General features: G+C 63.9%; 22 protein-coding genes and 1 pseudogene. 11 read left to right on the top strand and 12 right to left on the bottom strand.

Annotated elements, in window-relative coordinates; genetic code table 11:
• Window positions 1-106: 106 nt before the first annotated feature.
• Window positions 107-835, bottom strand: coding sequence for a glutathione S-transferase family protein (locus AC0L3A_RS27245; protein WP_473255467.1), 729 nt, complete (start codon window positions 833-835; stop codon window positions 107-109).
• A gap of 38 nt (window positions 836-873) precedes the next feature.
• Entirely contained in the window at window positions 874-1,179 is a 306-nt protein-coding gene (locus AC0L3A_RS27240) for a hypothetical protein (protein WP_473255466.1), read from the bottom strand.
• Window positions 1,180-1,291: 112 nt separating this feature from the next.
• Here AC0L3A_RS27240 and AC0L3A_RS27235 point away from each other — a divergent pair, with 112 nt between their 5' ends.
• On the top strand, window positions 1,292-1,990 hold the full coding sequence (locus tag AC0L3A_RS27235) for a helix-turn-helix transcriptional regulator (protein WP_007599649.1): 699 nt from the start codon (window positions 1,292-1,294) through the stop codon (window positions 1,988-1,990).
• A gap of 13 nt (window positions 1,991-2,003) precedes the next feature.
• Window positions 2,004-2,327 carry a YkgJ family cysteine cluster protein gene (locus AC0L3A_RS27230; RefSeq protein WP_007599647.1) on the top strand — a complete coding sequence of 108 codons (324 nt, stop codon included), beginning with the start codon at window positions 2,004-2,006 and terminating at the stop codon, window positions 2,325-2,327.
• Here the strand turns inward: AC0L3A_RS27230 and AC0L3A_RS27225 are convergent.
• Complete coding sequence (locus tag AC0L3A_RS27225; RefSeq protein WP_007599645.1) at window positions 2,324-2,722, bottom strand: hypothetical protein; 399 nt, start codon at window positions 2,720-2,722, stop codon at window positions 2,324-2,326. The genes AC0L3A_RS27230 and AC0L3A_RS27225 overlap by 4 nt on opposite strands.
• 275 nt (window positions 2,723-2,997) lie before the next feature.
• On the bottom strand, window positions 2,998-3,345 hold the full coding sequence (locus tag AC0L3A_RS27220; protein ID WP_018458457.1) for a DUF3307 domain-containing protein: 348 nt from the start codon (window positions 3,343-3,345) through the stop codon (window positions 2,998-3,000).
• Between the two features lie 401 nt (window positions 3,346-3,746).
• On the opposite strand from AC0L3A_RS27220, the gene AC0L3A_RS27215 reads away from it, so the two are divergent.
• The 4 genes from AC0L3A_RS27215 to AC0L3A_RS27200 all read left to right on the top strand — a co-directional run bounded on the left by AC0L3A_RS27215 (window position 3,747) and on the right by AC0L3A_RS27200 (window position 7,561).
• Entirely contained in the window at window positions 3,747-5,192 is a 1,446-nt protein-coding gene (locus tag AC0L3A_RS27215) for a TAXI family TRAP transporter solute-binding subunit (RefSeq protein ID WP_007599640.1), read from the top strand.
• 130 nt (window positions 5,193-5,322) lie between these two features.
• Window positions 5,323-5,541 (top strand): hypothetical protein, encoded by a 219-nt coding sequence (locus tag AC0L3A_RS27210; RefSeq protein WP_007599638.1) that lies wholly within the window; start codon window positions 5,323-5,325, stop codon window positions 5,539-5,541.
• Between the two features lie 112 nt (window positions 5,542-5,653).
• Complete coding sequence (locus AC0L3A_RS27205; RefSeq protein WP_007599633.1) at window positions 5,654-6,763, top strand: cyclic nucleotide-gated ion channel; 1,110 nt, start codon at window positions 5,654-5,656, stop codon at window positions 6,761-6,763.
• 12 nt (window positions 6,764-6,775) lie between these two features.
• Window positions 6,776-7,561, top strand: a complete 786-nt coding sequence (locus AC0L3A_RS27200; protein WP_473255465.1) for an enoyl-CoA hydratase/isomerase family protein — start codon at window positions 6,776-6,778, stop codon at window positions 7,559-7,561.
• A gap of 64 nt (window positions 7,562-7,625) precedes the next feature.
• Here the strand turns inward: AC0L3A_RS27200 and AC0L3A_RS27195 are convergent, their stop codons facing one another.
• The gene (locus AC0L3A_RS27195) at window positions 7,626-8,270 is read right to left on the bottom strand and encodes a glutathione S-transferase family protein (protein ID WP_219682949.1); all 645 of its coding nucleotides are present in this window, start codon (window positions 8,268-8,270) and stop codon (window positions 7,626-7,628) included.
• An 82-nt stretch (window positions 8,271-8,352) separates the two neighbouring features.
• Between AC0L3A_RS27195 and AC0L3A_RS27190 the strand changes: the two genes are divergently transcribed.
• Both AC0L3A_RS27190 and AC0L3A_RS27185 read left to right on the top strand, forming a co-directional pair.
• A complete protein-coding gene (locus AC0L3A_RS27190) occupies window positions 8,353-9,372 on the top strand; it encodes a helix-turn-helix transcriptional regulator (protein WP_473255464.1) in 1,020 nt (339 codons plus the stop codon).
• A gap of 99 nt (window positions 9,373-9,471) precedes the next feature.
• Window positions 9,472-9,705, top strand: coding sequence for a hypothetical protein (locus AC0L3A_RS27185; protein ID WP_007599629.1), 234 nt, complete (start codon window positions 9,472-9,474; stop codon window positions 9,703-9,705).
• Between the two features lie 68 nt (window positions 9,706-9,773).
• On the opposite strand, the gene AC0L3A_RS27180 is transcribed toward AC0L3A_RS27185, so the two are convergent.
• The 3 genes from AC0L3A_RS27180 to AC0L3A_RS27170 all read right to left on the bottom strand — a co-directional run bounded on the left by AC0L3A_RS27180 (window position 9,774) and on the right by AC0L3A_RS27170 (window position 12,708).
• The gene (locus AC0L3A_RS27180) at window positions 9,774-10,721 is read right to left on the bottom strand and encodes a fatty acid desaturase (RefSeq protein WP_219682951.1); all 948 of its coding nucleotides are present in this window, start codon (window positions 10,719-10,721) and stop codon (window positions 9,774-9,776) included.
• Between the two features lie 15 nt (window positions 10,722-10,736).
• A complete protein-coding gene (locus tag AC0L3A_RS27175; protein ID WP_473255463.1) occupies window positions 10,737-11,753 on the bottom strand; it encodes an alpha/beta fold hydrolase in 1,017 nt (338 codons plus the stop codon).
• Between the two features lie 154 nt (window positions 11,754-11,907).
• Window positions 11,908-12,708, bottom strand: coding sequence for an MBL fold metallo-hydrolase (locus AC0L3A_RS27170; RefSeq protein ID WP_354159556.1), 801 nt, complete (start codon window positions 12,706-12,708; stop codon window positions 11,908-11,910).
• A 191-nt stretch (window positions 12,709-12,899) separates the two neighbouring features.
• On the opposite strand from AC0L3A_RS27170, the gene AC0L3A_RS27165 reads away from it, so the two are divergent.
• Window positions 12,900-14,102 carry an MFS transporter gene (locus AC0L3A_RS27165; protein WP_007599621.1) on the top strand — a complete coding sequence of 401 codons (1,203 nt, stop codon included), beginning with the start codon at window positions 12,900-12,902 and terminating at the stop codon, window positions 14,100-14,102.
• 317 nt (window positions 14,103-14,419) lie between these two features.
• Here the strand turns inward: AC0L3A_RS27165 and AC0L3A_RS27160 are convergent, their stop codons facing one another.
• The 3 genes from AC0L3A_RS27160 to AC0L3A_RS27150 form a co-directional block, all read right to left on the bottom strand.
• Entirely contained in the window at window positions 14,420-14,908 is a 489-nt protein-coding gene (locus tag AC0L3A_RS27160; protein ID WP_219682953.1) for a DUF2059 domain-containing protein, read from the bottom strand.
• Window positions 14,909-14,954: 46 nt separating this feature from the next.
• Window positions 14,955-16,172 (bottom strand): OpgC domain-containing protein, encoded by a 1,218-nt coding sequence (locus AC0L3A_RS27155; protein ID WP_007599617.1) that lies wholly within the window; start codon window positions 16,170-16,172, stop codon window positions 14,955-14,957.
• A gap of 313 nt (window positions 16,173-16,485) precedes the next feature.
• Window positions 16,486-19,539 (bottom strand): ATP-binding protein, encoded by a 3,054-nt coding sequence (locus tag AC0L3A_RS27150; protein ID WP_354127149.1) that lies wholly within the window; start codon window positions 19,537-19,539, stop codon window positions 16,486-16,488.
• Between the two features lie 259 nt (window positions 19,540-19,798).
• On the opposite strand from AC0L3A_RS27150, the pseudogene AC0L3A_RS27145 reads away from it, so the two are divergent.
• Window positions 19,799-20,292, top strand: a pseudogene (locus AC0L3A_RS27145) (hypothetical protein).
• A 221-nt stretch (window positions 20,293-20,513) separates the two neighbouring features.
• Here AC0L3A_RS27145 and AC0L3A_RS27140 read toward each other — a convergent pair.
• Window positions 20,514-21,266 carry an SDR family NAD(P)-dependent oxidoreductase gene (locus AC0L3A_RS27140; RefSeq protein WP_106942175.1) on the bottom strand — a complete coding sequence of 251 codons (753 nt, stop codon included), beginning with the start codon at window positions 21,264-21,266 and terminating at the stop codon, window positions 20,514-20,516.
• A gap of 93 nt (window positions 21,267-21,359) precedes the next feature.
• On the opposite strand from AC0L3A_RS27140, the gene AC0L3A_RS27135 reads away from it, so the two are divergent.
• Window positions 21,360-21,671 carry an ArsR/SmtB family transcription factor gene (locus tag AC0L3A_RS27135; protein WP_035973552.1) on the top strand — a complete coding sequence of 104 codons (312 nt, stop codon included), beginning with the start codon at window positions 21,360-21,362 and terminating at the stop codon, window positions 21,669-21,671.
• Window positions 21,672-21,766: the final 95 nt, after the last annotated feature.

The raw sequence follows: 21,766 nt of genomic DNA, 5'->3' as shown, positions 1-21,766 counted from the left end.
CCCCAGATCCTCTTCAGATGTCTCTTAGAGAATCGCAGATTCGCGATTTACGCAAAGCCCTCGCAAGCGGGCGAGGTTGCAGCGAGCGCGCGGAGAGGGCGCGTGCTTAAGCCGCCTGCCGCAGCGGGGTCCAGGCGAACTCCGGATAGTAAGTGTCCATCATCCGGTCGACATAAGCGGTGAGGTTCGGAAATCCTTCGGCGCGACGGCGCAGGGCGGATTCGAAGAACGGCGTCAGGATCCCAGCGAGTGCGCCGAAGGCGGTGGCATCGACGCCGCAGGGCTTGTTGCTCATCAGATAGGATTTGTCGCCGAGCTGCACCGAGAGCGCAAACAGCGAGCGCACGGCGAGATCGACGTCGTCATCGGGCGCGTGGCGGCCTAGTCCGGAAAGGAGGTAGTTCTCGGCGACGCGGAATTGCGCGTCCTCGCGCAACTTCTCGCGATTGTGCTCCGGCGCGCCGTCGAAGAAATGCGCGGGTCCCTTGGCGAAGTTGACCGGGTCGACCCAGCGCGCCCCGACCAGCGCAAAATAAACGTGATGCTCGATCATGCGCTCGAATGCCCAAGCCTGCGCGCGCTCGACGAGCGACAGACCGGCGTCGAAATCGAAGCCGTAGCGGCGCTCGATATGGGCGCGGATGAAGGTGGAATCGGCCACCGCCTCGCCGCCATCGTCGATGAAAGGAAGCTGCCCCTTGGGAGAGGCGGGCGGCATCGCCCGCTCCTTCCGGTAGGGCAATCCCGCCATCTTGAGCTGCACCTCCGTCTTGGTGACGAAGGGGCTGATTTCCGGCAGGCCGAAACCGGCGCCAAAGCCGTAAAGCGTGATCATGAAGGCTCTCCTGAAACGACCGAAAGAGTTGAGGGAACTTAGCCGCGGGCTGCTGCCACCATGGTGGCAGCAGCCGTGATATCTTCTGCGAAACGGGCCCCCCGCCAGGCGCGGGCCATGACATGACGAACCAGCCCGTCCGCGGCCTGGACCAGGAAGCGAGCCACCACGGTCGCGAGCGCAAGGCGGAGGTCGAGGACCATGAGATCAAGCGATACGAGGCGGCCGAACGCCCATGCGTACCAGGCTCGGACTTGCAAACGCAGGACTTGCAAAGGCTGGATCCGTAGAGGCTGGGTCCGCCACAGCGCAGCGGCCGGGCCGAAATGAGTTGGAATGATCATGGACAAATCCTCTTCAGTCGACGTGTTGTCCCGGTATAGAACTCCCCTGCTGCCAACATCCTGTCAGCAGCCGCGCGCCACCTTCTGAAAAACCACCGACAAGAGACCCGTCATGAGACGCGCCGACCGGCTGTTTCAAATCATCCAGGTGCTGAGGCGCACGCGTAAGCCGTTGACGGCGGACGCCATCGCGGCCGAGCTCGAGACCTCGAAGCGCACGATCTATCGCGACATCGCCACGCTGATCGGCCAACGCGTGCCGATCCGCGGTGAAGCCGGCATGGGCTACATCCTGGAAAAGGGTTTTGACCTGCCGCCTTTGATGCTGACACCCGACGAGATCGAGGCGGCGGTGCTGGGCGCGCAATGGGTCGCCGGCCATGCCGATCCCGCGCTGGCGCGCGCGGCTGAAGATTTGATGGCCAAGATCGCCGACACTGTCCCCGAGCGCCTGCGCCCCTTCGTGCTGGAGCCGGCAAGCCGGGCCCGGCCGAGCTGGAACAGGGAGCCGGACCGCCTCGACATGGCACGCACGCGCACCCAGATCCACGAAGGCAAGAAGATCATGCTGCGCTATCGCGACGAGCAGGGCCGCGCCAGCGAGCGCATGATCTGGCCGATTTCGATCGGCTATCTCGAAGCCGTGCGCCTGCTCGCGGCCTGGTGCGAGCTGCGCGGCGACTTCCGCAGCTTCCGCACTGACCGCGTGGTGGATGCGAGCTATCCCGACGAGAGATATCCTGAAAGGCGCGACGTGCTGCGCGCGAAATGGCGGCAAAGCCTGGTCTGGGGCCCGCCCAAGGATACGTGAAGGACACGTGACGATGGACGAGAACGCCCCCGTCGACCTGTCGAGCTGTTGCCAGAGTTGCGGCGCCTGCTGCGGCTATTCGGCGAACTGGCCTCGCTTCTCGATCGAGAGCGACGAGGAGCTCGCCGCGATTCCCGAAGCGCTCGTCAACGCGCGTCAATCCGGCATGCGCTGCGAAGGCGATCGCTGTTCGGCGTTGCAGGGAGAAATTGGAAAAGCGACCGCGTGCGGCATCTACGCAGTGCGGCCGGAGGTGTGCCGCACATGCATGCCGGGTGATGCCGAATGCGCGATGGCGCGACGGAAATTCGGGCTGCCAATTATCGCGAGCGTTTAGGCCGGGACGGCTTCACTGATCTCGTCGTCGATCTCGTCGTCCAGCGGCGCGAGCACCGAGAGCGGCTTGGTCGACAGCGTGATCGGCTTGCGGCCACCGGACAGCGACGGCGAGGATTTCGCCGCGCCTTCGCGCGCGAGCGCGTAGAGCGTCGAACCGACACGGCCGCCGTTCTCGATCAGGTCGCGCTCGTTACAGCTGCCGGCGATCGCGACCGCCAGCGAGTGCAAATGGCTGCGGCGATAGCAGAACAGCGCCAGCCTGGCGCGCGCGTCTGGGGAAACACTTTCAACCAACCTCGGCAGGCCACTCTCGCTGGCGCGGTACATCTCGCCAAGGAGCTCGTCGCGGACCGGGCACGAATCGCCTTCAAAGGTATCGCGGCTTGAAAACATTGCAGTTCTCCCTCGTGGGCGAAGATGCAGTGCAATTCTCTAATGAAAGGTTAACCACGCTGCCCGGTAGTCGCCCGGGGTGCTTGCGCGTGGGCAGCGAATCAATGGGCTGGAAAGGGTTTCTCTGTGGCCATCCTTCGAGACGCCCGCCTTCGGCGTGCCCTCAGGGTGAGGTCTGTTTTCTGCTGAAAGATTCTCACCCTCATGGTGAGGAGGCGCGAAGCGCCGTCTCGAACCATGCAGGCCCGACAGCCACTTCAGAGGGCCGTCGTCCGTCAGTTCGCCGCCATGAAGATGGAGAGGCCGAAGCCGGTCAGATGGTGCAGGGCCTGGTCGACACCGATCAGGGTCCAGAACCAGGGATGCGCAAGGTCGACGCCGAAATTGGCCGAGACGAGGCCCTTGGCGCGGTCGATCGTGATGTGGATCACGAAGTCGATCAACGCCACGAACCAGAATTTCGGCGCCACGATCAGGATCAGCGGCAGCGCAACCGCGAGGTGAACCAGGCAGTGTACCAGGAGCGGCAGGGCCCAGCCGTGCTTCTGGTCCTTGCCGTGCGCCATCCAGGCGGTCTGGAGGACGAAATCGGCGATGATGTGCTTGAACGTCAGCAGCAACATCCAACCAATGAGGGCTTCGACCGGAACCGCCGATGACAGGGGTGGAAACGACAAGGCGCCCTCGTTGACGTGACAAGAAGAATTGGAGCGTTCAGCGCAATCTCTTCCTGGACCGGTCAAATCGCCGGAACTTGCGATTTATGACACCTCCCGCGGCGGAATGCAGCCGGGGGGAACCGGAAAATCGCCAACTGTGGCTAACTGGTGATAGGATGGCCAATCGCCGCGGCCGACTTGAGTAAGGTTACCTTCGGCTCGGAATTTGCATTCCGCGGGCTGCGCGCTATCATCGCCGGTAGAGAATATCGTTCTTTTTTCAGACGTTTACGAATTGCAGGGCGACCGCAGCGATCACATCCGCGAGCCGCCCGCCACCGGAAGCATAAGGCCAGAGTGCTGCCATGAGTACTGAGGGCCCGACCTCATCGCCGATCGAGCCACCGCCCCGGCGACCCAAGGTGATCAAGACCAACCAGCAGCAGGTCTTCCTCTACGTCGTGCTGACCCTGCTGTTGTCGCTTGCCACCGTCTGGGGCGGCCGCATGCTGGTGCACAATTCGGAAACGCTGACCTTTGCCGTCGGCGCGCCCAACAGCGATGAGGCGCTGTTCGCAGCCAAGCTCGCCGCCGTCCTGAAGAACAACGCCTCGCGCTTCCGGATCAAGATCGTCAACAACGCCGACAACGCCAAGGCGATCGCCCAGTTCGACCGCAAGCAGGCCGACCTCGCGGTGCTCCGCACCGACGCCAAGGTGCCGCTGCGGGCACGCACGCTCGCGATCCTCGAGCACGATCTCGTGCTGCTGCTCGGGCCCGGCAACAAAAAGATCAAGTCGCTCGCCGAGCTGAAGAAGAAGAAGGTCGCCGTCCTCGCCGACAGCGAATCCTCGCTCGCCTTCGTCCGCGGCATCCTCGACATTCCCGACGGTCCGGACGCGGCGAAGATCCAGATGGCGCCGCAGGGCGCAACGCTCGACAAGCTGTTCGCGCCGGCGAGCGGCTTTGGCGCGGTCGTCGCCATCGTTCACGCCTCGCGGGCGGTGCGGGACAAGGCGTATGAGCAGGTCGCCAGGCGTGGCGGCTTCACACTGAACGCGATCGACGAGGCGAAAGCGCTGGCGCGCAGGATCCCCGGCATTTCCAGCGAGACGCTGACGGCGGGGACGCTGTCTGCATCGCCGGAAATTCCCGACGACGATCTCGACACGATCGGTCTCGAATGGTTGCTGGTCGCCCAATCCAGGATGTCGCCGACGGCGGCCGGGGAACTCGCGCGCACCGTCTACGAGAACAAGTCCGCGCTCGGGCTCGACAGCGGCTTTGCCAGCAGAATCGAGCCCGCCTCCGTCGAGAAGGACGCCTTCGTGATGGCGCATCAAGGGGCGGCCGACTACATCAACGACGACACCAAGTCGTTCATGGATAAGTACAGCGACCTGATGTATCTGGGCGCTGCCGCGCTCAGCGTCATCGGCTCGATCTTCGCCGCGATCTACGCCAAGATCACCCGGATCGCGCCGGAGAAGGCGAGCGAGCTCTCCACCGCCATTCTCGACATCGGTGAGCGGATCGAACACGCTCATTCGCTGGACCAGCTCGAATGTCTCCAGGACGAGCTGGAAGGCATTTTACGCGGCGCCGTCATCGGCCTCAGAGACGGCACGATCAGTACCGACGGGCTCGACACGTTCAAGCTCGGCTACGAATTCGTCCGCGACGAGATCGGCATGCGCCGCGACTACCTCAAGCGCCATGCCGGCGAGAGCGAGAAGGCAGCTCAGGATGTGGCCCCTCCCCACCACGACGAGAGCAATGTCGTGGTGGTGAAGACAGCTCAGAGTGCCTGACCTATCGAAGCTCGACTGCGGCCATCCTTCGAGACGCCCGCCTGCGGCGGGCCGAGCGACCGGGGGGCCCTAGTCCGGGAACCGTCCCCGTCCACAACCGTTTGTTCTCGGATCAACCGGAGACCGCGCCATGCGTGCACTCCTCATCATCTTCCTGCTGGGAATGTTGGCGGCGGTTGGCTATTTCGCTTATTCCGCGATGACGGTCGAGGGCGAGCCGATCCCGACGGAAGGCTATGTGGCGCTGGCGCTGGGGGCCGGGTTTTCCGTTGTTGTCGGCATCGGCTTGATGGTGCTGCTGTTCTTCAGCAGCCGTCGCGGCTACGACGAACCGCCGCATTTCAAGTAGCGGCGCGTGGCCGGCGGACGCGCCCGTCGTTGACGACCTCGGCCCGGGCAGGCACTTTGGCACCGAGGTTCCAGCCGGGGACCGCAAAGACAAAACCGAGCCGCCGTCCCGCATGTCCAAGCCGCTGATCTCCGCTATGGCCCAGTTCGCGGCCGCCACAGCCGGCCGCAACATGACCAGGGCGGCCTACGTGGCCGTCGCCGTCGGCGTGCTCGCCATGGTGCTGCTGACGGTCAACCCGGCCTATGAGACAGCGCATCGCTGGGTCGATGCCCTGCTTTGGACCTGCCTCGTCTACTTCGTGTTCGAATGGGTGGTCCGGCTACGCCATATGGCGCGACAGGGGCGCCTTGCACTCTACATGTCCTCCTCCGCCGGGCTGGTCGACACAGTCGGAGCGTTGGCTGTGCCGGCCGCGTTGATTCTCGGGATCGAGCCCAGGACGGCGTGGCTGCTCAGCGTGCTCTGGGTGCTGAAGGTGGTGCCCGGCATTCCCGGCCTGCGGCAGCTCCGCCGCGTGCTGGTGCTGGAATCGGGACCGCTGGTCAGCGTGCTCGTGATCTTCCTGATGGTGGTCTTCCTGGCCTCGGTCGCGGAATATTTCCTGGAGCGGGACGTGCAGCCCCAGACGTTCGGCAGCGTCCCCGCCGCACTGTGGTGGGCCGTCGCAACCCTGACGACGACGGGCTATGGCGACGTCGTGCCGGTGACGCCGCTGGGCCGCATGGTGGCCGCGCTGGTGATGATCTCCGGCCTCGGTGTGTTCGGCCTCTGGACCGGCATCCTGGCGACCGGCTTTGCCGCCGAGACCCGGCGTGACAACTTCCTCAAGACCTGGGAATCCGTCAGCAAGGTGCCGTTCTTCGCGGCGCTTGGGCCGGCCGCCATCGCCGACGTCACCCACATGCTGCGCACCATGGAGCTGCCGGCGCGCACCATGATCATCCGCAAGGGTACGCAGGGCGACTGCATGTATTTCATCGCCGCCGGCGAGGTCGAGGTCGACCTGCCCGGCAAGAAGGTGCAGCTCGGCGACGGCGCCTTCTTCGGCGAGATGGCCTTGCTCGGCAACAATTTGCGCGGCGCCAATGTCTCGACCACCAAGGTGTCGCGGCTCCTTGTGCTCGACCTCGTCGACTTCCGCGTGCTGATGGCACGGCATCCCGATCTCGCCGAGACCATCGATGCAGAGGCGAAGCGGCGCACGCTCGAAAACAAATAAATGGAGACAAGAATGTCGGATATCACCGACGCGGCCTCTGGCCCCGTGCTCGAAATCACCGGCGCACGCGCCACCATTCGCCTCAACAGGCCCCAACATCTCAACCGGCTCCAGGCCGAGGATCTCGGCGAGCTGGTCAGACTGTTCGACCGGGTCGAGGCCGATCCCGCCATCCGCGTGCTGGTGCTGACCGGCACGGGACGGGCCTTCTCCGCGGGCTACGATCTCAATTCCGTTGCCGAGCGTGCCGTCAGTGCCAACGAGCAGCAGAGCGCGGGCTCGGCGTTCGAGGTCGTCGTCAACCGGCTGGAGGATCTGGGCGTACCCACGATCTGCCGGCTCAATGGCGGCGTCTATGGCGGCTCGACCGATCTCGCGCTCGCCTGCGATTTCCGCATCGGCGTCGATACCGCGGAGATGTTCATGCCCGCGGCCCGGCTCGGGCTGCACTATTACAGCAGCGGCATCAAACGCTACGTGACGCGGCTCGGCGTCGACAATGCAAAAAAACTGTTCCTGACCGCGCAAAAGATCAGCGCGCCGGAGATGCTGCGGATCGGCTACCTCACCGATATGGTGGCGGTCGAGTTTCTGGACGAGGAGGTCGACAAGCTCGCCAACATCCTCGCCGGCAACGCTCCGCAGGCGATGCGCGGCATGAAGCGGGCGATCAACGAATTCGCCCGCGGCGAACTCGACCAGCAAGCCGCCGACCAGCGCCACCGCGACAGCATGCGCGGCGACGAGATCAAGGAAGGCATCAAGGCGTTCGCGGAAAAACGACTGCCTCGGTTTTGAGTGAGATGGACATTATTTCGCAACAGCGCGCCACACCCTCAGTGTCGTCCCGGCCTAGTGCGCCTTACCCACCGGCAGCCGCAGCATGCTGCGCAGCCATCTCGGCATCGGCCGCAGTGATACGCTGGAACGCCGGCCGCGCCGTCATCCGTTCGGCATAGCGGACGAATACATCCTTCTTCGGCACGATACCGAACATCATGGTCCAGCTAAACGCAACACCCCAGAGAACATCCGCGGCCGTCATGCGTTCGCCGAGCAGATACGGCCCCTTCGACAGCTGCGCCTCGAGCGCGCCGAGCATGACGTCATAGTCGGCATACGGCGATTGCGTGATCGGTGCCGGCTCGCGCTGCATGAACTTGTCGATCAGGGCCGGCTCGAAGGATGAGCCGTAATAGGCGATCCAGCGCAGATAGGGGCCGCGCAGCGGATCGTTCAGCGCAGGCGTCAGCCCCGCCTCCGGAAAAAGATCGGCGAGGTAGATGGTGATCGCGACCTGCTCGGTCACAAGCTGCCCGTGGTGGCGGATCGCTGGCACCTTGCCGAGCGGGTTGATGGCGAGATAGGCCGGCTGGCGCTGCTCGCCGGCCTTCATGTTGAGGACATGAAGATCATAAGGCGCCCCCAGCTCCTCCAGCAGCACCCGCGTGCCGGTGGCCCGGGTTTGCGGCGAATAATATAACGTGATGCGGTTCGGATCGGTCATAGCGGTCTCCATCTGGCCGGCTGGCGATGGCGTTGTAGCGGACCATACCTGACATCCTGTGTCAGGTATGGTTTAAAGGATCATGCGCGCGAGCCGGATGCTGTCGATCCTCACCACCCTCCAGGCCAAGAGGCAGGTCACCGCGCCCGAGCTCGCGGAGGCCTGCGAAGTCTCGGTGCGCACGATCTACCGCGACATCGATGCGCTCGCGGCGTCCGGCGTCCCTGTCTATGCCGACCGCGGTGCGGAGGGCGGCTATCGCCTGCTCGACGGTTATCGCGTACGACTGAACGGTCTGTCGCAAAGCGAGGCGGAAGCGCTGTTCCTGGCGGGATTGCCAGGCCCGGCGGCGGCGCTCGGGCTGGATGCGGCGATGATCGCCGCACAGAACAAGCTGATGGCCGCCCTGCCCGCCAATTTGCGCGAAGATGCCAGCCGGATGCAGGAGCGTTTTCACCTCGACGCGCCGGGCTGGTTCGGCGAGGCGGAAGAGCCAAAGCATCTGCGCACCATCGCTGCCGCGACCCTGCGCGGGACACTGATCAAAATCCGTTACCAGAGCTGGCGCGCCGAGAAGCACCGCCGCGTCGCGCCGCTCGGTCTCGTGCTGAAAGGCGGCAGCTGGTATCTCGCAGGTCTGGTCGACGGCAGCGTGCGGACCTATCGCGTCGCGCGCGTGCTCGATTGCACGGCGCTCGACGATCGCTGTGAGCGGCCCGCCGGTTTCGATCTCGCCGGCTATTGGCGGGACGCAACGCTGCGTCTCGAGGCCGAGATGCATCCCAATGTCGCGATCGTCCGGCTGTCGCCCTTCGGCGTGAAACTGCTCGACGCACTGAGCCAACCTTACGTCAGGGCGCGTACGCAGCTCGAAGACACCGCAGATGCAGATGGCTGGCGCATTGCCAGAGTGCCGACCGGCAAGACGTCATGGCATGCCGCCGCCGAATTGTTGCGGCTCGGGCCCGAGGCCGAAGTGCTGGAACCGGCCGATCTGCGCGAGAAGATGGCGGAGCTGACAGAGGCGATGGCTGTGCGCTATCGCGCGGCGCGGAAAACAGGACGGCGGCGCAACGCGCCGCGACCGACGAAACACTCCTGAAACACGATTCTCCCCTGCCTGCATGAACGCATCCGCGTTTCGGCTCGACCGAGATGCAGGGACACAACAACGGCCCTTGCGCCACACTGGAGAATGAAGATGTTTCGTAAGCTTGCACTTGGTCTGATCGCCGCCGGCTCGCTCGGCGTTGCCGCTCTCGCCCCCACCGCCGCGTCGGCCCACGGCTTTCACCATCACTGGGGTCCCAGCTGGGGCTTTGGCGGCGTCTACGTCAACAGCGGCGTCAACAATTGCTATCAGGAGCGCGTCGTCCAGACCCGCCACGGCCTGCGCGTCCGCGTCGTCAACGTGTGCGCGTACGGGATCTACTGATATCTCGTATTCACGACAAAGCCCCGATCGCACCGCGATCGGGGCCTTTGCGCGTCAACTTTCTTCGGCTAGCCGGCCTGTCTATGTCGCCGAAACCAGGCCCACGTCTCGCGCGTCGTCCTGATGTAGCCGCGGCCACGATGGACGATCTCGCCGTCGACGATCCCGTTCAGCTTCGGCAGCGCGTGGAACGGGATCGAGGGATAAGCGTGGTGCTCGACATGATAGGGCATGTTCCACGCGATCCATTTGACGATCGCGCCGGTGTAGGTGGTGCGCGTGTTCTGGAATGCGCTGCGGGTACGCTCGCAGCCGGTGTGCTCGGCGTAGAGATAGGGCCGCAGGAAGAACTGCCCAATGATCAGCGGGACGATCCAGACCCAGAGCAGCAGCGCCGACGAGAACCACAAGGACAGAACGAGCAGCAACGCATAGAGCGCGGCATAGACGCGCGCCTCGGTGACGATGATGGCGCGCCTGTTCTCGGGAATCCAGGGCACGACGACCTTGCCGGTGACGGCATGGCCGAGCATCAGCCGCAGGCGTCCGGCGACCTGAAGCACGCCGCTATAGGCGAGCGCGAGCTGCGTGTCGGATTTCGGTTTCACGCCGACGACCAGTTCAGGGTCCTTGTCCGGATCCTGGGTGTAGCGGTGATGGTCCCAGTGAAACAGGCAATAATATTCGTAAGGCAATCCGATGATGAAACCCGAGAGGTAGCCGACCACGAGGTTGAGACCGCGGCTCTTGAACGCCGTCTTGTGCGCGGTCTCGTGCACGGCCATGAACAGGAAGGCGACGAGATAGCCCTGCACCGCTATCAGCGGCAGCGCCCAAAAGACACCCCAGGTCGAAGAGACCCTCCAGATCAGCGCGCCGACTAGTACGACGAGGCCGTAATGGCTGAGGCTTTGCGCGGCACCTCTGAGATTGGAGCGCACCGACAATTCCCGCAGCATCGTCGGCGCCAGCGGCTTCAAGCGATGGCCGGACTCTGAAATCGTTGCGTCGCTCATGATCGGATGCCTGTCCTACTTGCTGAGGAGCTCCGCGATCTCGGCCTTGATGAAGGCCTGATCGCGCGGATTGTTGACGGGGTTGCCGGCGCGATGGCCGTGCAGCGACGGGATCGGATGCAGCACCGCAGAGCGCGCATTGACCAGCCGGCCGAGTTCGTCCTCGTTGTCGCGCACGTCGAAATAGCGGTCGGTCGCAGCGGGCATCAGCAGCATGTGGGCCGTGATCGCACCGAGCGCGCGATCGAGATCGCCGTCGAATGTGGCGCAGCGACTGATATCGCCGTTCTGCCAGATCCCAATCTGCGCCAGGAGATCGTTGGCATCGCGCCGGGCAAACGCCGCGTCCCAGCTGCGGGCGAGATAGTCGTCCAGCGAGGTGAAGCCCGCTTCGCGCCAGATCTCGTCGCGATAGAAACCGTGCGACATCGCCCAACCCGCGTAGACGCGCCCCATGGCGCGATAGCCTGCGACGGGCTTCTCGGCGAAGCGGCCGTCGCGGAAGGCGGGGTCGGCGGTCAGCGCGGCCTTCACGCTTTCCAGGAAGACGTAATTATAGGCCGCGCAGCGGGCACTGCCGCAGACGACGGCCGCCCGCTCGACCATATCGGGATGCAGCGCCGCCCAGTGATAGGCCTGCATGCCGCCCATCGACCAGCCATAGACCAGGGCAAGCTTCGAGATGCCGAACCGCTCGGTGAGCAGCCGGTGCTGGACCGCGATGGCATCGTGATAGGTCAGGATCGGGAACGGCGCGGCGGTATTCGACGGCGAGGACGACAGCCCGTTACCGACCAGATTCGGGATGATGATGAAGTACCGCGTAGGGTCGAGCATCCCGTCGGGGCCAATCAGCCACTCGGTGTCGGCGTGCTGCGCGCTGAACGAGGTCGGATAGAGAATCACGTTGTCCTTGTCCGGACTGAGCGTGCCGTAGGTCTTGTAGGCGAGCTTGAGCGAAGGGACGACGACCCCGGACCGGAGCGCGACGTCGCCGGCCTCGAAGATCTCGTAGTCGCGCCCTGCCGTCATGGACCGAACTCCCGCTCACGCGGCAAGCGCGCCGCGGAAACAGCGATGCATCGATCATGCCGGTCCCGCAGACGCATCGTCGCGTCACGCTTAATAACTGTACTTATAGTCCATTTATTGTGGACCAGCAAGATAAATGCGGTCTCGCGCCGGCTCATGCGATGGCGGCCAGATAGCGCGCGACAGAGGCCGCGAATGCGGCCTTGGCGCCTGCGGCGATATTGCGATCCCACCAGGCGCCGTAGACACGGTCGAAGGCCAGCGGCTCGACGGCAGCCGCAATCCGTCGCACCGCGGCGGCGTTGAGCGGCATGTAGTTCGGATAGGAGTACATGAAGCTGACGAAGCGGCGATCCATCGTCACCTGCGCGATATCGCCGGTGAGCAGCGCACCCCTGCCGTCCGCACCACTCGCATGGTGCAGCATGGTGGCGCCGGCGAAATGACCGCCGGTGCGCAGCAGCAGCACATCGTCGGAGAGGCGATGGCTTTCGCCGGTCCAGTGCACGATCGAGGAATGCGGACGCGTCACCCATTGGCGATCATCGGCGTGCAAATAGACCGGCACGCCCCCGAACGCCTCGCTCCAGTCGGCGAGCGCGCCATAATAATGCGGATGCGAGATCGCAATCGCCTTCAACCCGCCGAGCGACCGCACATGCGCGATCGCCTCCGGCGTCGCCAGCGGGATGCAGTCCCACATCAGCCAGCCGTCCGCGAGCGGCACCAGCAGCGCGCGCTGACCGATGGCAAAGCTTGGCTCGAGCGCGATGCCGGTCAGGCCGAGGTCGTCGCGCCAGACCATGCGGTGACGTTCCGAGAGCGCCTCGCGCGTGAGGAAAGTCTGTCCGTTCCAGCCGACGTATTGCCGTTCGTCCTCGCAAATTTCACAGGACGTTGGCGGATTTTCGCCCGGAAATTGCGCGCCGCAGGTTTCGCAGGTCCAGAGGGGCATGCCGTACTCCCGACAAAGACGATCCAACGTCAATAGGGAATTGCTGGCCGTGATCGCAAGCCCCGCCGACCGGGCGAAACCTGGAACCAACCCGATCAGCGCCCGTTAAACTCTCGTCCGCGCCAGAACGATTGGCTGAAAGGATCATGTCCCACCCGCCGTATCCCGGCTGAGACCACGTTTTGGTATCGATGACATCGCGGTCCCCCTCCTCGTCTCGTATCTGGCCCCTGTTCGCTCTCAACTTCTTCATGGCCGACATGCAGTCGGGCATCGGCCCTTTCGTCGGCGTCTTCCTCCAGGAGCGCGGCTGGGCGAGCGGCTTGATCGGCACCGCGATGACGATCGGCAATGTCGCGGGCATGCTGATCACCACGCCGATCGGCGGCTTCATCGACGCGAGCCGCAACAAGCGGATGTGGGTCGTGATTCCCGGCATCTGCGTGGTGCTCGCGTCCGCGATCATCCTGATCTCGCAGAATTTCTGGGCAGTGACGTTCTCGCAAGTCGCACAATCCCTTGCGAGCGCCGCGATCGTGCCGGCTGTCACAGGCATCACGCTCGGCATTGCCAAGCAGAAGGGCTTCAACGCGCTCAACGGCCGCAACCAGGCCTTCAACCACGCCGGCAACATGGTCGGCGCCGCGCTGTCGGGCTATCTGGGTTACAAGTTCGGCTACGTCTCGGTGTTCGTGTTGGCGGCTGTGTTCGGCGCCATCGCGATCGCCTGCGTGATGATGATCCCGGCCAAGGCGATCGACGATCGCGCTGCGCGCGGCAGCAAGGAGGACGATCCCGACAGCGCGCCGGACGCGTTCACGATGCTGCTCAAGCACCGCGCGCTGCTGGTGCTGGCATTGGCGCTCGCGCTGTTTCATCTCGGCAATGCCGCCATCGTTCCGCTCTATGGCCTGGCGGCGGTCGCGGAAGGCCAAGCCAATGGCCCGAGCTTCGTCGCGACCACCGTGGTGATCGCGCAAGGCGTCATGATCATCACGTCGCTGATCGCCATGAAAGCGGCGAGCAAGCGCAACTACTGGCCTGTCATCCTCGTCTCCTTCATGTTCCTGCCCATCCGCGGCGTGCTCGCCTTCTTCGTCACGGGCTGGTGGGGCGTCGTACCGATGCAGGTGCTCGACGGCATCGGCACGGGACTCCAGACGGTTGCCGTCCCCGGCATGGTCGCGCGCGCGCTCAACGGCACCGGCCGCATCAATCTCGGCCAGGGTGCCGTGATCACCGTGCAGGGCATCGGCGCGAGCCTCAGTCCCGCGCTTGGCGGCTGGATCGCGCAATGGATCGGCTACGGCCCGACGTTCCTGCTGCTCGGCGGTTTTGGCCTCGCGTCGATGGCGCTGTGGTTCGCGTTCGGTGCCCACGTGAAGAAGTATTGAGGCGTCCTTTTTCGCTCTCCCTGTTCTTGCGGGAGAGCGAGAAGAGGAATGCGTCAAGTCCCAAAATTCTTCTGGATCGCCTTGTCGAGCGTTCACCGCCGACGAAGCGCTGGCGCAGCTCGCGCTTGCCCGCGATCCAGATCGTCGGCGGCGCGAAGAACGACGTGACCTTGTGCGCCTGGATCAATGAGAGGATGTTGTCGGCCGCAGGCTTGCCCGTGATCACGCCGGAGGCGCCGAGATAGATTTGCGGCCCCAAGAACACGTCGAGCCGCGCGGGCGCTGGCCGCGTCAATCAGCCAGCGAGCGCGGCAAGCTCAGAGCTTGTGCCCCTTCTGGCGCAGCGCCTCGATGAGACGCTGCTTCAATTCGTCGGCCGTCTTCTGGCCGACGTCCTGGCCGATCTGCGCGCTTGCCTGCGCCAGCGCATCCGACTTCTCCAGAAGCTTCTTCCCGGCCGGCTGGACATAGAAGGCCTCGATCTGGCGCAGCTCGTCGATGCTGAAGCTCTGGGCGTAGAGAGCGGCGACCTGGTCGATCATCGAGGTGAGGGCCGGAGTGTAGATCTCGGAGCCGGGTGCCGTCACTGCGTCATAGTCGCGTTCGATCTCCGGCCTGTCCTGCGCGACCACGGGCCTCAGCTTGAGCAGGAGCTGCGGCAACAGCGCGCGATACTGATCCGCGATCTTCAGGGTGACCACGAGCTTGCGCGCCGCGCTCATCGCCTCCGGCGAGGGTGCTTGCGCCGATGCACCCGAGATCAGAAGCAGGAGGGTGCCGGCGATCGTCAACACAAGTCTGGACATAAACTTCTCCGTTGGATCTCTCCACGAAAATGCAGGCCGGCGATCCTCAATGACCCGCGGGCGCCACGGCAGACCTGTCCGCGGGCGCGCTTTCCAGGACGGTGTCGGCCTCCTCGATCTCCGTCACCTTCACGAACAGGTTCGGCACCCGTTCGGCCCGGTCGAGCAGCCAGGCGGCGGCGATCATGATGACGATGCCGACGACGGAGACCGCGAGCTGTTCCCATACGCCCTTGGTGTATTGCGTCAGGATCCAGTGCGCCGAGAACGACAGGAAGACGCCGAGGCAGAAGATCGGCAGCGAATGCTGACCGCAGAGGATCACGGGGCGCAGCCAGGCCCCGTGCAGGGTCCGCCATTTGCGCGAGATGAGGTGCGTCACCCAGATTGCCAGCGCCAGGAAATGCGTGAAGCGCAGCATGTCGAGGTCGGTCTTGTCGATCGGGTAGATCGCCTTGATCATCCATTTCGGGATCAGGGCATCGAGCGAGGGGACGTGCCAGGTCATCACGATCAGCAGCGCGAACGCCAGCCAGGCCGCGGCCAACGTCATTGCCGCCTTGGACCACACCCATCTCGCGATCTTGTCGATCTGGCCGATGCCGCACCAGGCCGCGAACACGAACATCAGCTGCCAGCAGAACGGATTGAAGTACCAGTGCGTGCCGGGCGGATAGGAGGCGACGTTCCAGTCGAACCAGCGCGCCAGCACGTAGAGCACCACGGACGCGGCGAGCGTCAGGTTCGGCCGCCGCACCAGGCACCACACGATGAAAGGCGAGGCGAACACCAGCGTGATGTAGAGCGGCAGCACGTCGAGATTGACCGGCTTGTACTTCAGGAGGATCGCCTGCCCGATCAGCTCGTCCGGATGCGACAGGAAATTGAAGACATTGAACTCGTGCTCGTACATCGGATTGTCGAAGCGGCGCGCGGTGCGGGCGATCTGTGCCGTGAACAGCAGGAACAGCATGATGTGGGCGACATACATCTCGACCGCGCGCCGCCACAGCCGCTTCAGCGCGGCGGCAAACCAGCCGCCCGCGACGATCGGGCCGTAGATCCAGCCGACCAGATAACCGGAGATGAAGACGAAGAATTCGGCGGCGTCGCTGAAGCCGTAATTGCGCAAGGTCAGCCAGGCCACGACGTCGTGCGGGATGTGGTCGAGGAAGATCATCCACAGACCGATGCCGCGGAAGAGATCGAGCCGCAGGTCGCGCTCGACCGGCGCGAGCAGCGCTGACTGGTCCCGTGTGATCATGGCCCCGCCTCGTTCGGTGGGCGTCGCGCCGTCGCGGCGCCGGAAAATCGGATGCTAAAAAATTGAAATCAAAAGTCGCCTGGCCGTGTGGCCAGGGCCGACGGTAGCCGACCTTGCTGCGCGTGCAAGGGCATAGTCATCGGAGCGGGCCGCACCAGCGTGCCGTCCTCCGCGCTGCACCATGGGGGGCCCTTCAAAATAAAAGAGCGAAAACAACCCCATGCACAGTAGCTAAGTCCTTGCGAAGATTACTGAATTTATTTGACGCGTCGGGCAGATTTGGCCCGCGATGGCGGCCCGGCCACCGCTGCCGTCAGCTGAGCTCGTCATCGGTCGCCTGCATTTCGTTGAGCATCGCCTCGGCTTTGTGCCGCAGCGGCAGCGCGCCGCTCTCGGCGGCGATCGCGATGGTCGCGCGCAGGGCGCCAAGGATCGCCGCCTTGGCCTCCGCATCCAACGGCGGCGTCACCACGGCCTCGCCGAACAGGGCCTCCGCCTCCAGCCCGGAGAACCCCTGTTGCCGCGCGGTGTTGCGCGCCTCGCGCAGCATGTTCTGCGCGGCCTGGACGTCGCCGAGACGGTGGGTGGCGAGCGCCAGGTAGATCGAGCTGCGCAGCACCGCCGAGGTATAGCCGACCGCCTTGGCCTCCTCCCGCGCCTCTGTCAGCATGCCGCGCGCGCGGTCGAACAGCCCCTGCTCCAGATAGGCCATGCCGAGATGGCAGGCGAGCACCGGCACGAACAGCCGGATGCCGTGCTTCTGCGCCAGGACAAAACCGTCCTCGAGAATGGCCGCGGCCGCCGCCGGCTCGCCGCGGCCGAGCATCAGCCAGCCGCCGCTATAGGCCGCGGCGACACGGTCGTAGGGGCGGCCGGTTTCCTCCGCGATCGCGGCGGCCTGTTGCTGAAGCTGCTCGGCGAGATCGAACTCGCCCATCACCGTGTGGGTGAAGCTTTTCATCATGCAGCAGAGCAGGAGCACATATTTAGGCATGGTGCTCTTGGGGGCGTCGGCATTTGGCCCCTCCAGTCGATAGCAGGCTCTTGCGACCGTCCGCTCTGCTTCCCGGTAGCGTCCGGCGAGGAAATAGGCCTGCCCTAAGCCATACAGCGCAACGTTGAGCCATCCGAGATCTCCCCCGTGCTCCGCAAGGCTGACGATCTGTTCACCGGTTGCAACCGCCTCGATCGGCGTACCGTAAAAGTTCTGGGCGGCCGCTCTGACGGTCATGGCGGCGATCTTTCTTGCAGTATCATCTATGACATTAGCCCGCCGTTCCGCTTCTCTTCCAAGCTCAAACCATTCGGCCACCAATCCAGACGCCATGAAGGCCGAGCGTGCTTCGATACGAACATCTATCGCGCGAGCTTCACGCGAAGGCCCCGTCGGCATCATATCCAGCGACTTCATCGCGGTTTGGAAGTAGGTGGCAGCATCTGAAAACGCAGAACGAGCCAGACACTTTTGCGCTGCCGCCCGGCCGTGGACAAAGGACCTGTCCCAATCCTTTGCACGAGTCGCATGATAACAAAGCTCGTCAGAATCGCTGGATTTTCGTCCGTCGGACTCTAGCGCCGATAGAATGCGCGAATGAATGCTTTCACGCACTTTTTCGACCATCGATTCGTAGGTCACTTGGCGGACCATGTCGTGCCGAAACTCAAGAACGCTCTCCAATTCGCTATCGATCCTGACCAGCAGATCGACTCGATCAAGCGCCGCCAAGGAGGTCTGAAAGACGTCTTCGGGGAGCGCCGCGACGCTCCGTAATATGGCTTCGCTGGATCGTCGCCCCAGAGTAGCCGCGATCTGCAAGATTTGGCGTTCCGGCCTCGCCAAGCGATCGAGCCGCGCAGCAATGACCCCCTGGATACTCGTGGGAATTCCAAGCTCGTCGATCGGACGGACCAAAGCGAGGTCGCCCCACTGGCCCCGAAGCGTGCCGTTGTCCTTGAGGCCACGGCAGACCTCCTCGATAAAGAGTGGGACGTTGGCCGTATGAGAAATGATCCGGTCTTTCAGATCGGCATTGTCCGATGACCCGAGCATGTCGCCCAGCATGTCCCGACTGGAATCATTGTCCAATGGGCGCATCGCAACGACTTCAGCCTGGCAGCGCGCGACCCAGAATGGCATGCCGTCCGGCCTGCTTGTAAGGAGCACAAGAAGACCGGCGGCCTGTAGTGACGACAGAGCAGCCACCACAGTATCGCTGGCCCGATCGATCCAATGCAGGTCCTCGATCAGGAGCACTGTGCGCTGGTGACGCGCTACACTCCCGACAATGGCGCAGCTCGCGTCGGAAATTGCACGTCCTCGCGCGTGAGGCTCCAGTTCATCCCACTGCGGATGCGAGATCGGAAGGTCCAGCACAGCCTCGACGGCGCATTGTTCGATCACCGGCAAATCGGACCGAGGGTCGCGTGCGCTGCCCATTTCCCTTGCTGTCGTCTCAAAAATCGAAAGCAGCACGCGTTTGAGCGTGCTGAATGGCGCTCCCTGCAAATTCGGGCTGCACTCCGCATCGATCAGGCGCCAACCCGCGGCCTTCAGGTCCTGGGCAAATTCGTGCGCCAGTCGTGACTTTCCTATGCCAGCGTCCCCCAGCAGAAGAACGGTCTGTCGGCTCGAGCCGGCATTATCCGCCGTGCGTCTCAACAAGGCGCGCTCGACAGTTCGATCGACGAACCGAGAAATACTGCGTGCCCGCCGCACTCTCCAGCTCGAAAGGTCGCTCGCGCCCATGACCCGGTAGACCGGCAGGGGCTCCGCGAAGCCACGCAATGCCTTGCGGCCCAGAAAATCGAAGCGGACGTGCCCGTCCGCGAGTTGCTGGCAAGCTTCCGACACGTAGATCTGGTTGGCTTCTGCCGCCGCTTCCAGCCGCGCGGCCAGATGTTGGGCGGCGCCGCCGATCTCGTAGACTTTGGAGAATTCGCTGGCGACCATATAGGCGACGACGTGTCCGGAATGCAGGCCGATCCTGACCTGAAGCCCGGCATCCCCCAGGCCTGCAACCCGCCGGACGAGCTCGATGGCCGCATGGCACGCCAGCGGGGCATGGTTGTCATCGGCGATCGGGGCACCAAACACCGCTGCCACTCCGTCGCCAAGCTCCTTGCTGACGATGCCTCCGAACTGACGCACCGCGCCCCTCATGGCAGCCAGTGCGGGCTCCAAGCGAGAGACCGCTTCCTCCGGCTCCAATTCGGCAACAAGACCGGTGGAATCGATGACATCCGCACGAAGGATCGTCACAAACCGCCGCTCGCTATCCGGTTCGACGCGGTGACGCACGGCCGCCCCGCATTTGGCGCACCAGCTGTCGCCTGGGGTGATTGTAGACTGGCATGTGAAGCAGTGCATTCCAGCGCCTTCGAGCGGTTGCGGCCTGGCTCGTGCAAGAGGCCGCGAGCAACGAATGTAAGACTACTCGATGACGGCTGCCAAGCAATCAGCACACCGGCACACAATCGACAGACCGCACTTGACGAAGGGTCCTTGGATGGACGGGGTACGCTGCTGGGTGGTAACTTCATTCCGCGCAAGGCGGGCTATTGGGTGGGTCGGTGTTGCCGGACAGCCAAATATTGCGCCCGGCGACGCCAGATTTGGAGGAAAGACAATGGGCGCGAGAGTATATAGCGAAGAGCCATTCAAAGATTTGATGAACGACAATTATTTTCCGCTGGAAAACATGCAGCGGAGCGTGGACATCCTCAAGGCGTCCCCGGACATCCACTTGCCGACCCTGGAATACGGGCAGTATCACCTGATCCTGACGCCGGCGGACAAATGGCCCGCCGGGAGCGGGGCGTACTGGCACAAGGAAAAGGGCCGGGCTCGCGTCGACCTCAGCACCCAGCCCAACACGATCCCGTTGTCCAAAGACGAGCCGGGCGTCATCCCCTTGACGCGATGCGATCTGCTTGATGCTTGCGTCCGGAAGTGCTTCAACTCCGAGCCGCCGATCCCGATGAAGACGAAGATCGTCACGCACAAGGCGAGCGACGCCTATGCGCACGGCATGAGATTCGGCTGGAGTGGGAGTATTGCGATGGCGAGGACAAGGCGCCGACGCTGCTCTATCTGACGATGGTCTGTCCGCACAGACCCTGAACTTCGGATGCATTCGACGCGTCAGAATGGCTGCCGCACCTCCCGCGCTCGCCGACAGGCACGGGGGAGGCAATGACTCCCGGATCTCCCCGCACGCCGAGGCGCTGTCGATCCTGGTCGGCGGCGGACGGGAAGGCTATTGCGCAGTTCTGAGCTGCCTTTGCGCTCCGAGCAAAAATGGCGCGCGCAAGGCGCGCCATTTCCTCCTTAAGCCGACAAGTTCAGCGAAGGCCGCCGGTGACGTGAAGCGTCTCGCCCGTGACGTACGATGCGTCGTCCGAAGCGAAGAAGGCCACCGCGGCAGCGATCTCCTCGACCTTGCCGATGCGGCCAAGCGGGGTGGTGGATTCGATCCAATTGCGCATGTCACCTTCGTGCAGGCCGGCCGAGACGACGCCTTCGGTGGCGATCATGCCCGGGTTGACGGCGTTGACGCGGATCTTGCGCGGCGCCAGCTCCTTCGCCAGGACGGCGGAGATTGCATCCACCGACGCCTTGGTCGCGGTGTAGACGGCTGTGTTCGCCGGCGCGATGGTCGATACGCCGGAGCTGATGTTGATGATGCTTCCGCCATTGGCGTTGAAGTGCTTCGACGCTTCGCCCGAGACCAGCAGCAGGCCAAGCACATTGAGGTCGAATTGCCTATGGAAATGCTCAGGCGTGATGGCCTCCAGCGGGGCGAATTCGTAAATGCCCGCGTTGTTGACGAGGATATCGATCGCGCCGAACGCCTTTACGGTCTCTGCGACCACGCTTGTCACGTCCTTGGCGTCGGCCAGATTGCCGTGGACCGCGACGGCTTTGCCACCCTTGGCGACGATGGCGGCGACCACGCGGTCGGCGGCCTGCTTACTGGAGCTGTAATTGACGGCGACCGCCGCGCCCTCGGCCGCGAGCCGGGCGGCGATTTCGGCACCGATGCCTTTGGATGCGCCGGTCACGAGCGCAACTTTTCCTTCGAGTCTCTTGGTCATCACCTTCTCCATCATCCGGCACGACGCCGATATTCAATAGTTCAATACTAATGAACTATTGAATGAGTTCAAGGGAGGTGCTATATTTTGTGCATGGTGCAGTTCGTTCACCCACCGCGGAGCGAGATTTCATTGGCTGGGGTGCTGGGAGCGCTCGCGGACCCTATGCGGCTGCGGATCGTCAAAAGCCTGGCCGCACAGAACGATTGCATGTCGTGCACCGAGGCGGCGCCCTGCCCTGACATGGCGAAGTCGACCCTGTCGAACCATTTTCGCATCCTGCGCGAGGCCGGCCTGATCCGGACGTCCAAGCAAGGCGTCCAGCACCGCAATGTCCTGCGCGAAGAGGACATCAATGCGCGGTTTCCGAAGCTACTGAAGATGATCCTTAGCTATCCGGAGTGAGGCGTCCCCCACTCTTGCGTAAGCTGCGGCCGACGTTTTCACCGGAGCGCGGCCAAAACAAAAATGGCCCGCTCAGCGCGGGCCATTTTCGGATC

This window comes from Bradyrhizobium sp. MI1.3 (assembly GCF_055811695.1).
The sequence above is the reverse complement of the archived record's forward strand: the minus strand, read 5'-3'. Positions and strand labels throughout refer to the sequence as shown.

Bases quoted from the DNA above. Each gene is read 5' to 3' on its own strand.
- AC0L3A_RS27245 (WP_473255467.1), bottom strand. From the start codon at position 835: ATGATCACGCTTTACGGCTTTGGCGCCGGTTTCGGCCTGCCGGAAATC.
- AC0L3A_RS27240 (WP_473255466.1), bottom strand. From the start codon at position 1,179: ATGATCATTCCAACTCATTTCGGCCCGGCCGCTGCGCTGTGGCGGACC.
- AC0L3A_RS27235 (WP_007599649.1), top strand. From the start codon at position 1,292: ATGAGACGCGCCGACCGGCTGTTTCAAATCATCCAGGTGCTGAGGCGC.
- AC0L3A_RS27230 (WP_007599647.1), top strand. From the start codon at position 2,004: ATGGACGAGAACGCCCCCGTCGACCTGTCGAGCTGTTGCCAGAGTTGC.
- AC0L3A_RS27225 (WP_007599645.1), bottom strand. From the start codon at position 2,722: ATGTTTTCAAGCCGCGATACCTTTGAAGGCGATTCGTGCCCGGTCCGC.
- AC0L3A_RS27220 (WP_018458457.1), bottom strand. From the start codon at position 3,345: ATGTTGCTGCTGACGTTCAAGCACATCATCGCCGATTTCGTCCTCCAG.
- AC0L3A_RS27215 (WP_007599640.1), top strand. From the start codon at position 3,747: ATGAGTACTGAGGGCCCGACCTCATCGCCGATCGAGCCACCGCCCCGG.
- AC0L3A_RS27210 (WP_007599638.1), top strand. From the start codon at position 5,323: ATGCGTGCACTCCTCATCATCTTCCTGCTGGGAATGTTGGCGGCGGTT.
- AC0L3A_RS27205 (WP_007599633.1), top strand. From the start codon at position 5,654: ATGTCCAAGCCGCTGATCTCCGCTATGGCCCAGTTCGCGGCCGCCACA.
- AC0L3A_RS27200 (WP_473255465.1), top strand. From the start codon at position 6,776: ATGTCGGATATCACCGACGCGGCCTCTGGCCCCGTGCTCGAAATCACC.
- AC0L3A_RS27195 (WP_219682949.1), bottom strand. From the start codon at position 8,270: ATGACCGATCCGAACCGCATCACGTTATATTATTCGCCGCAAACCCGG.
- AC0L3A_RS27190 (WP_473255464.1), top strand. From the start codon at position 8,353: ATGCGCGCGAGCCGGATGCTGTCGATCCTCACCACCCTCCAGGCCAAG.
- AC0L3A_RS27185 (WP_007599629.1), top strand. From the start codon at position 9,472: ATGTTTCGTAAGCTTGCACTTGGTCTGATCGCCGCCGGCTCGCTCGGC.
- AC0L3A_RS27180 (WP_219682951.1), bottom strand. From the start codon at position 10,721: ATGAGCGACGCAACGATTTCAGAGTCCGGCCATCGCTTGAAGCCGCTG.
- AC0L3A_RS27175 (WP_473255463.1), bottom strand. From the start codon at position 11,753: ATGACGGCAGGGCGCGACTACGAGATCTTCGAGGCCGGCGACGTCGCG.
- AC0L3A_RS27170 (WP_354159556.1), bottom strand. From the start codon at position 12,708: ATGCCCCTCTGGACCTGCGAAACCTGCGGCGCGCAATTTCCGGGCGAA.
- AC0L3A_RS27165 (WP_007599621.1), top strand. From the start codon at position 12,900: ATGACATCGCGGTCCCCCTCCTCGTCTCGTATCTGGCCCCTGTTCGCT.
- AC0L3A_RS27160 (WP_219682953.1), bottom strand. From the start codon at position 14,908: ATGTCCAGACTTGTGTTGACGATCGCCGGCACCCTCCTGCTTCTGATC.
- AC0L3A_RS27155 (WP_007599617.1), bottom strand. From the start codon at position 16,172: ATGATCACACGGGACCAGTCAGCGCTGCTCGCGCCGGTCGAGCGCGAC.
- AC0L3A_RS27150 (WP_354127149.1), bottom strand. From the start codon at position 19,539: ATGCACTGCTTCACATGCCAGTCTACAATCACCCCAGGCGACAGCTGG.
- AC0L3A_RS27140 (WP_106942175.1), bottom strand. From the start codon at position 21,266: ATGACCAAGAGACTCGAAGGAAAAGTTGCGCTCGTGACCGGCGCATCC.
- AC0L3A_RS27135 (WP_035973552.1), top strand. From the start codon at position 21,360: ATGGTGCAGTTCGTTCACCCACCGCGGAGCGAGATTTCATTGGCTGGG.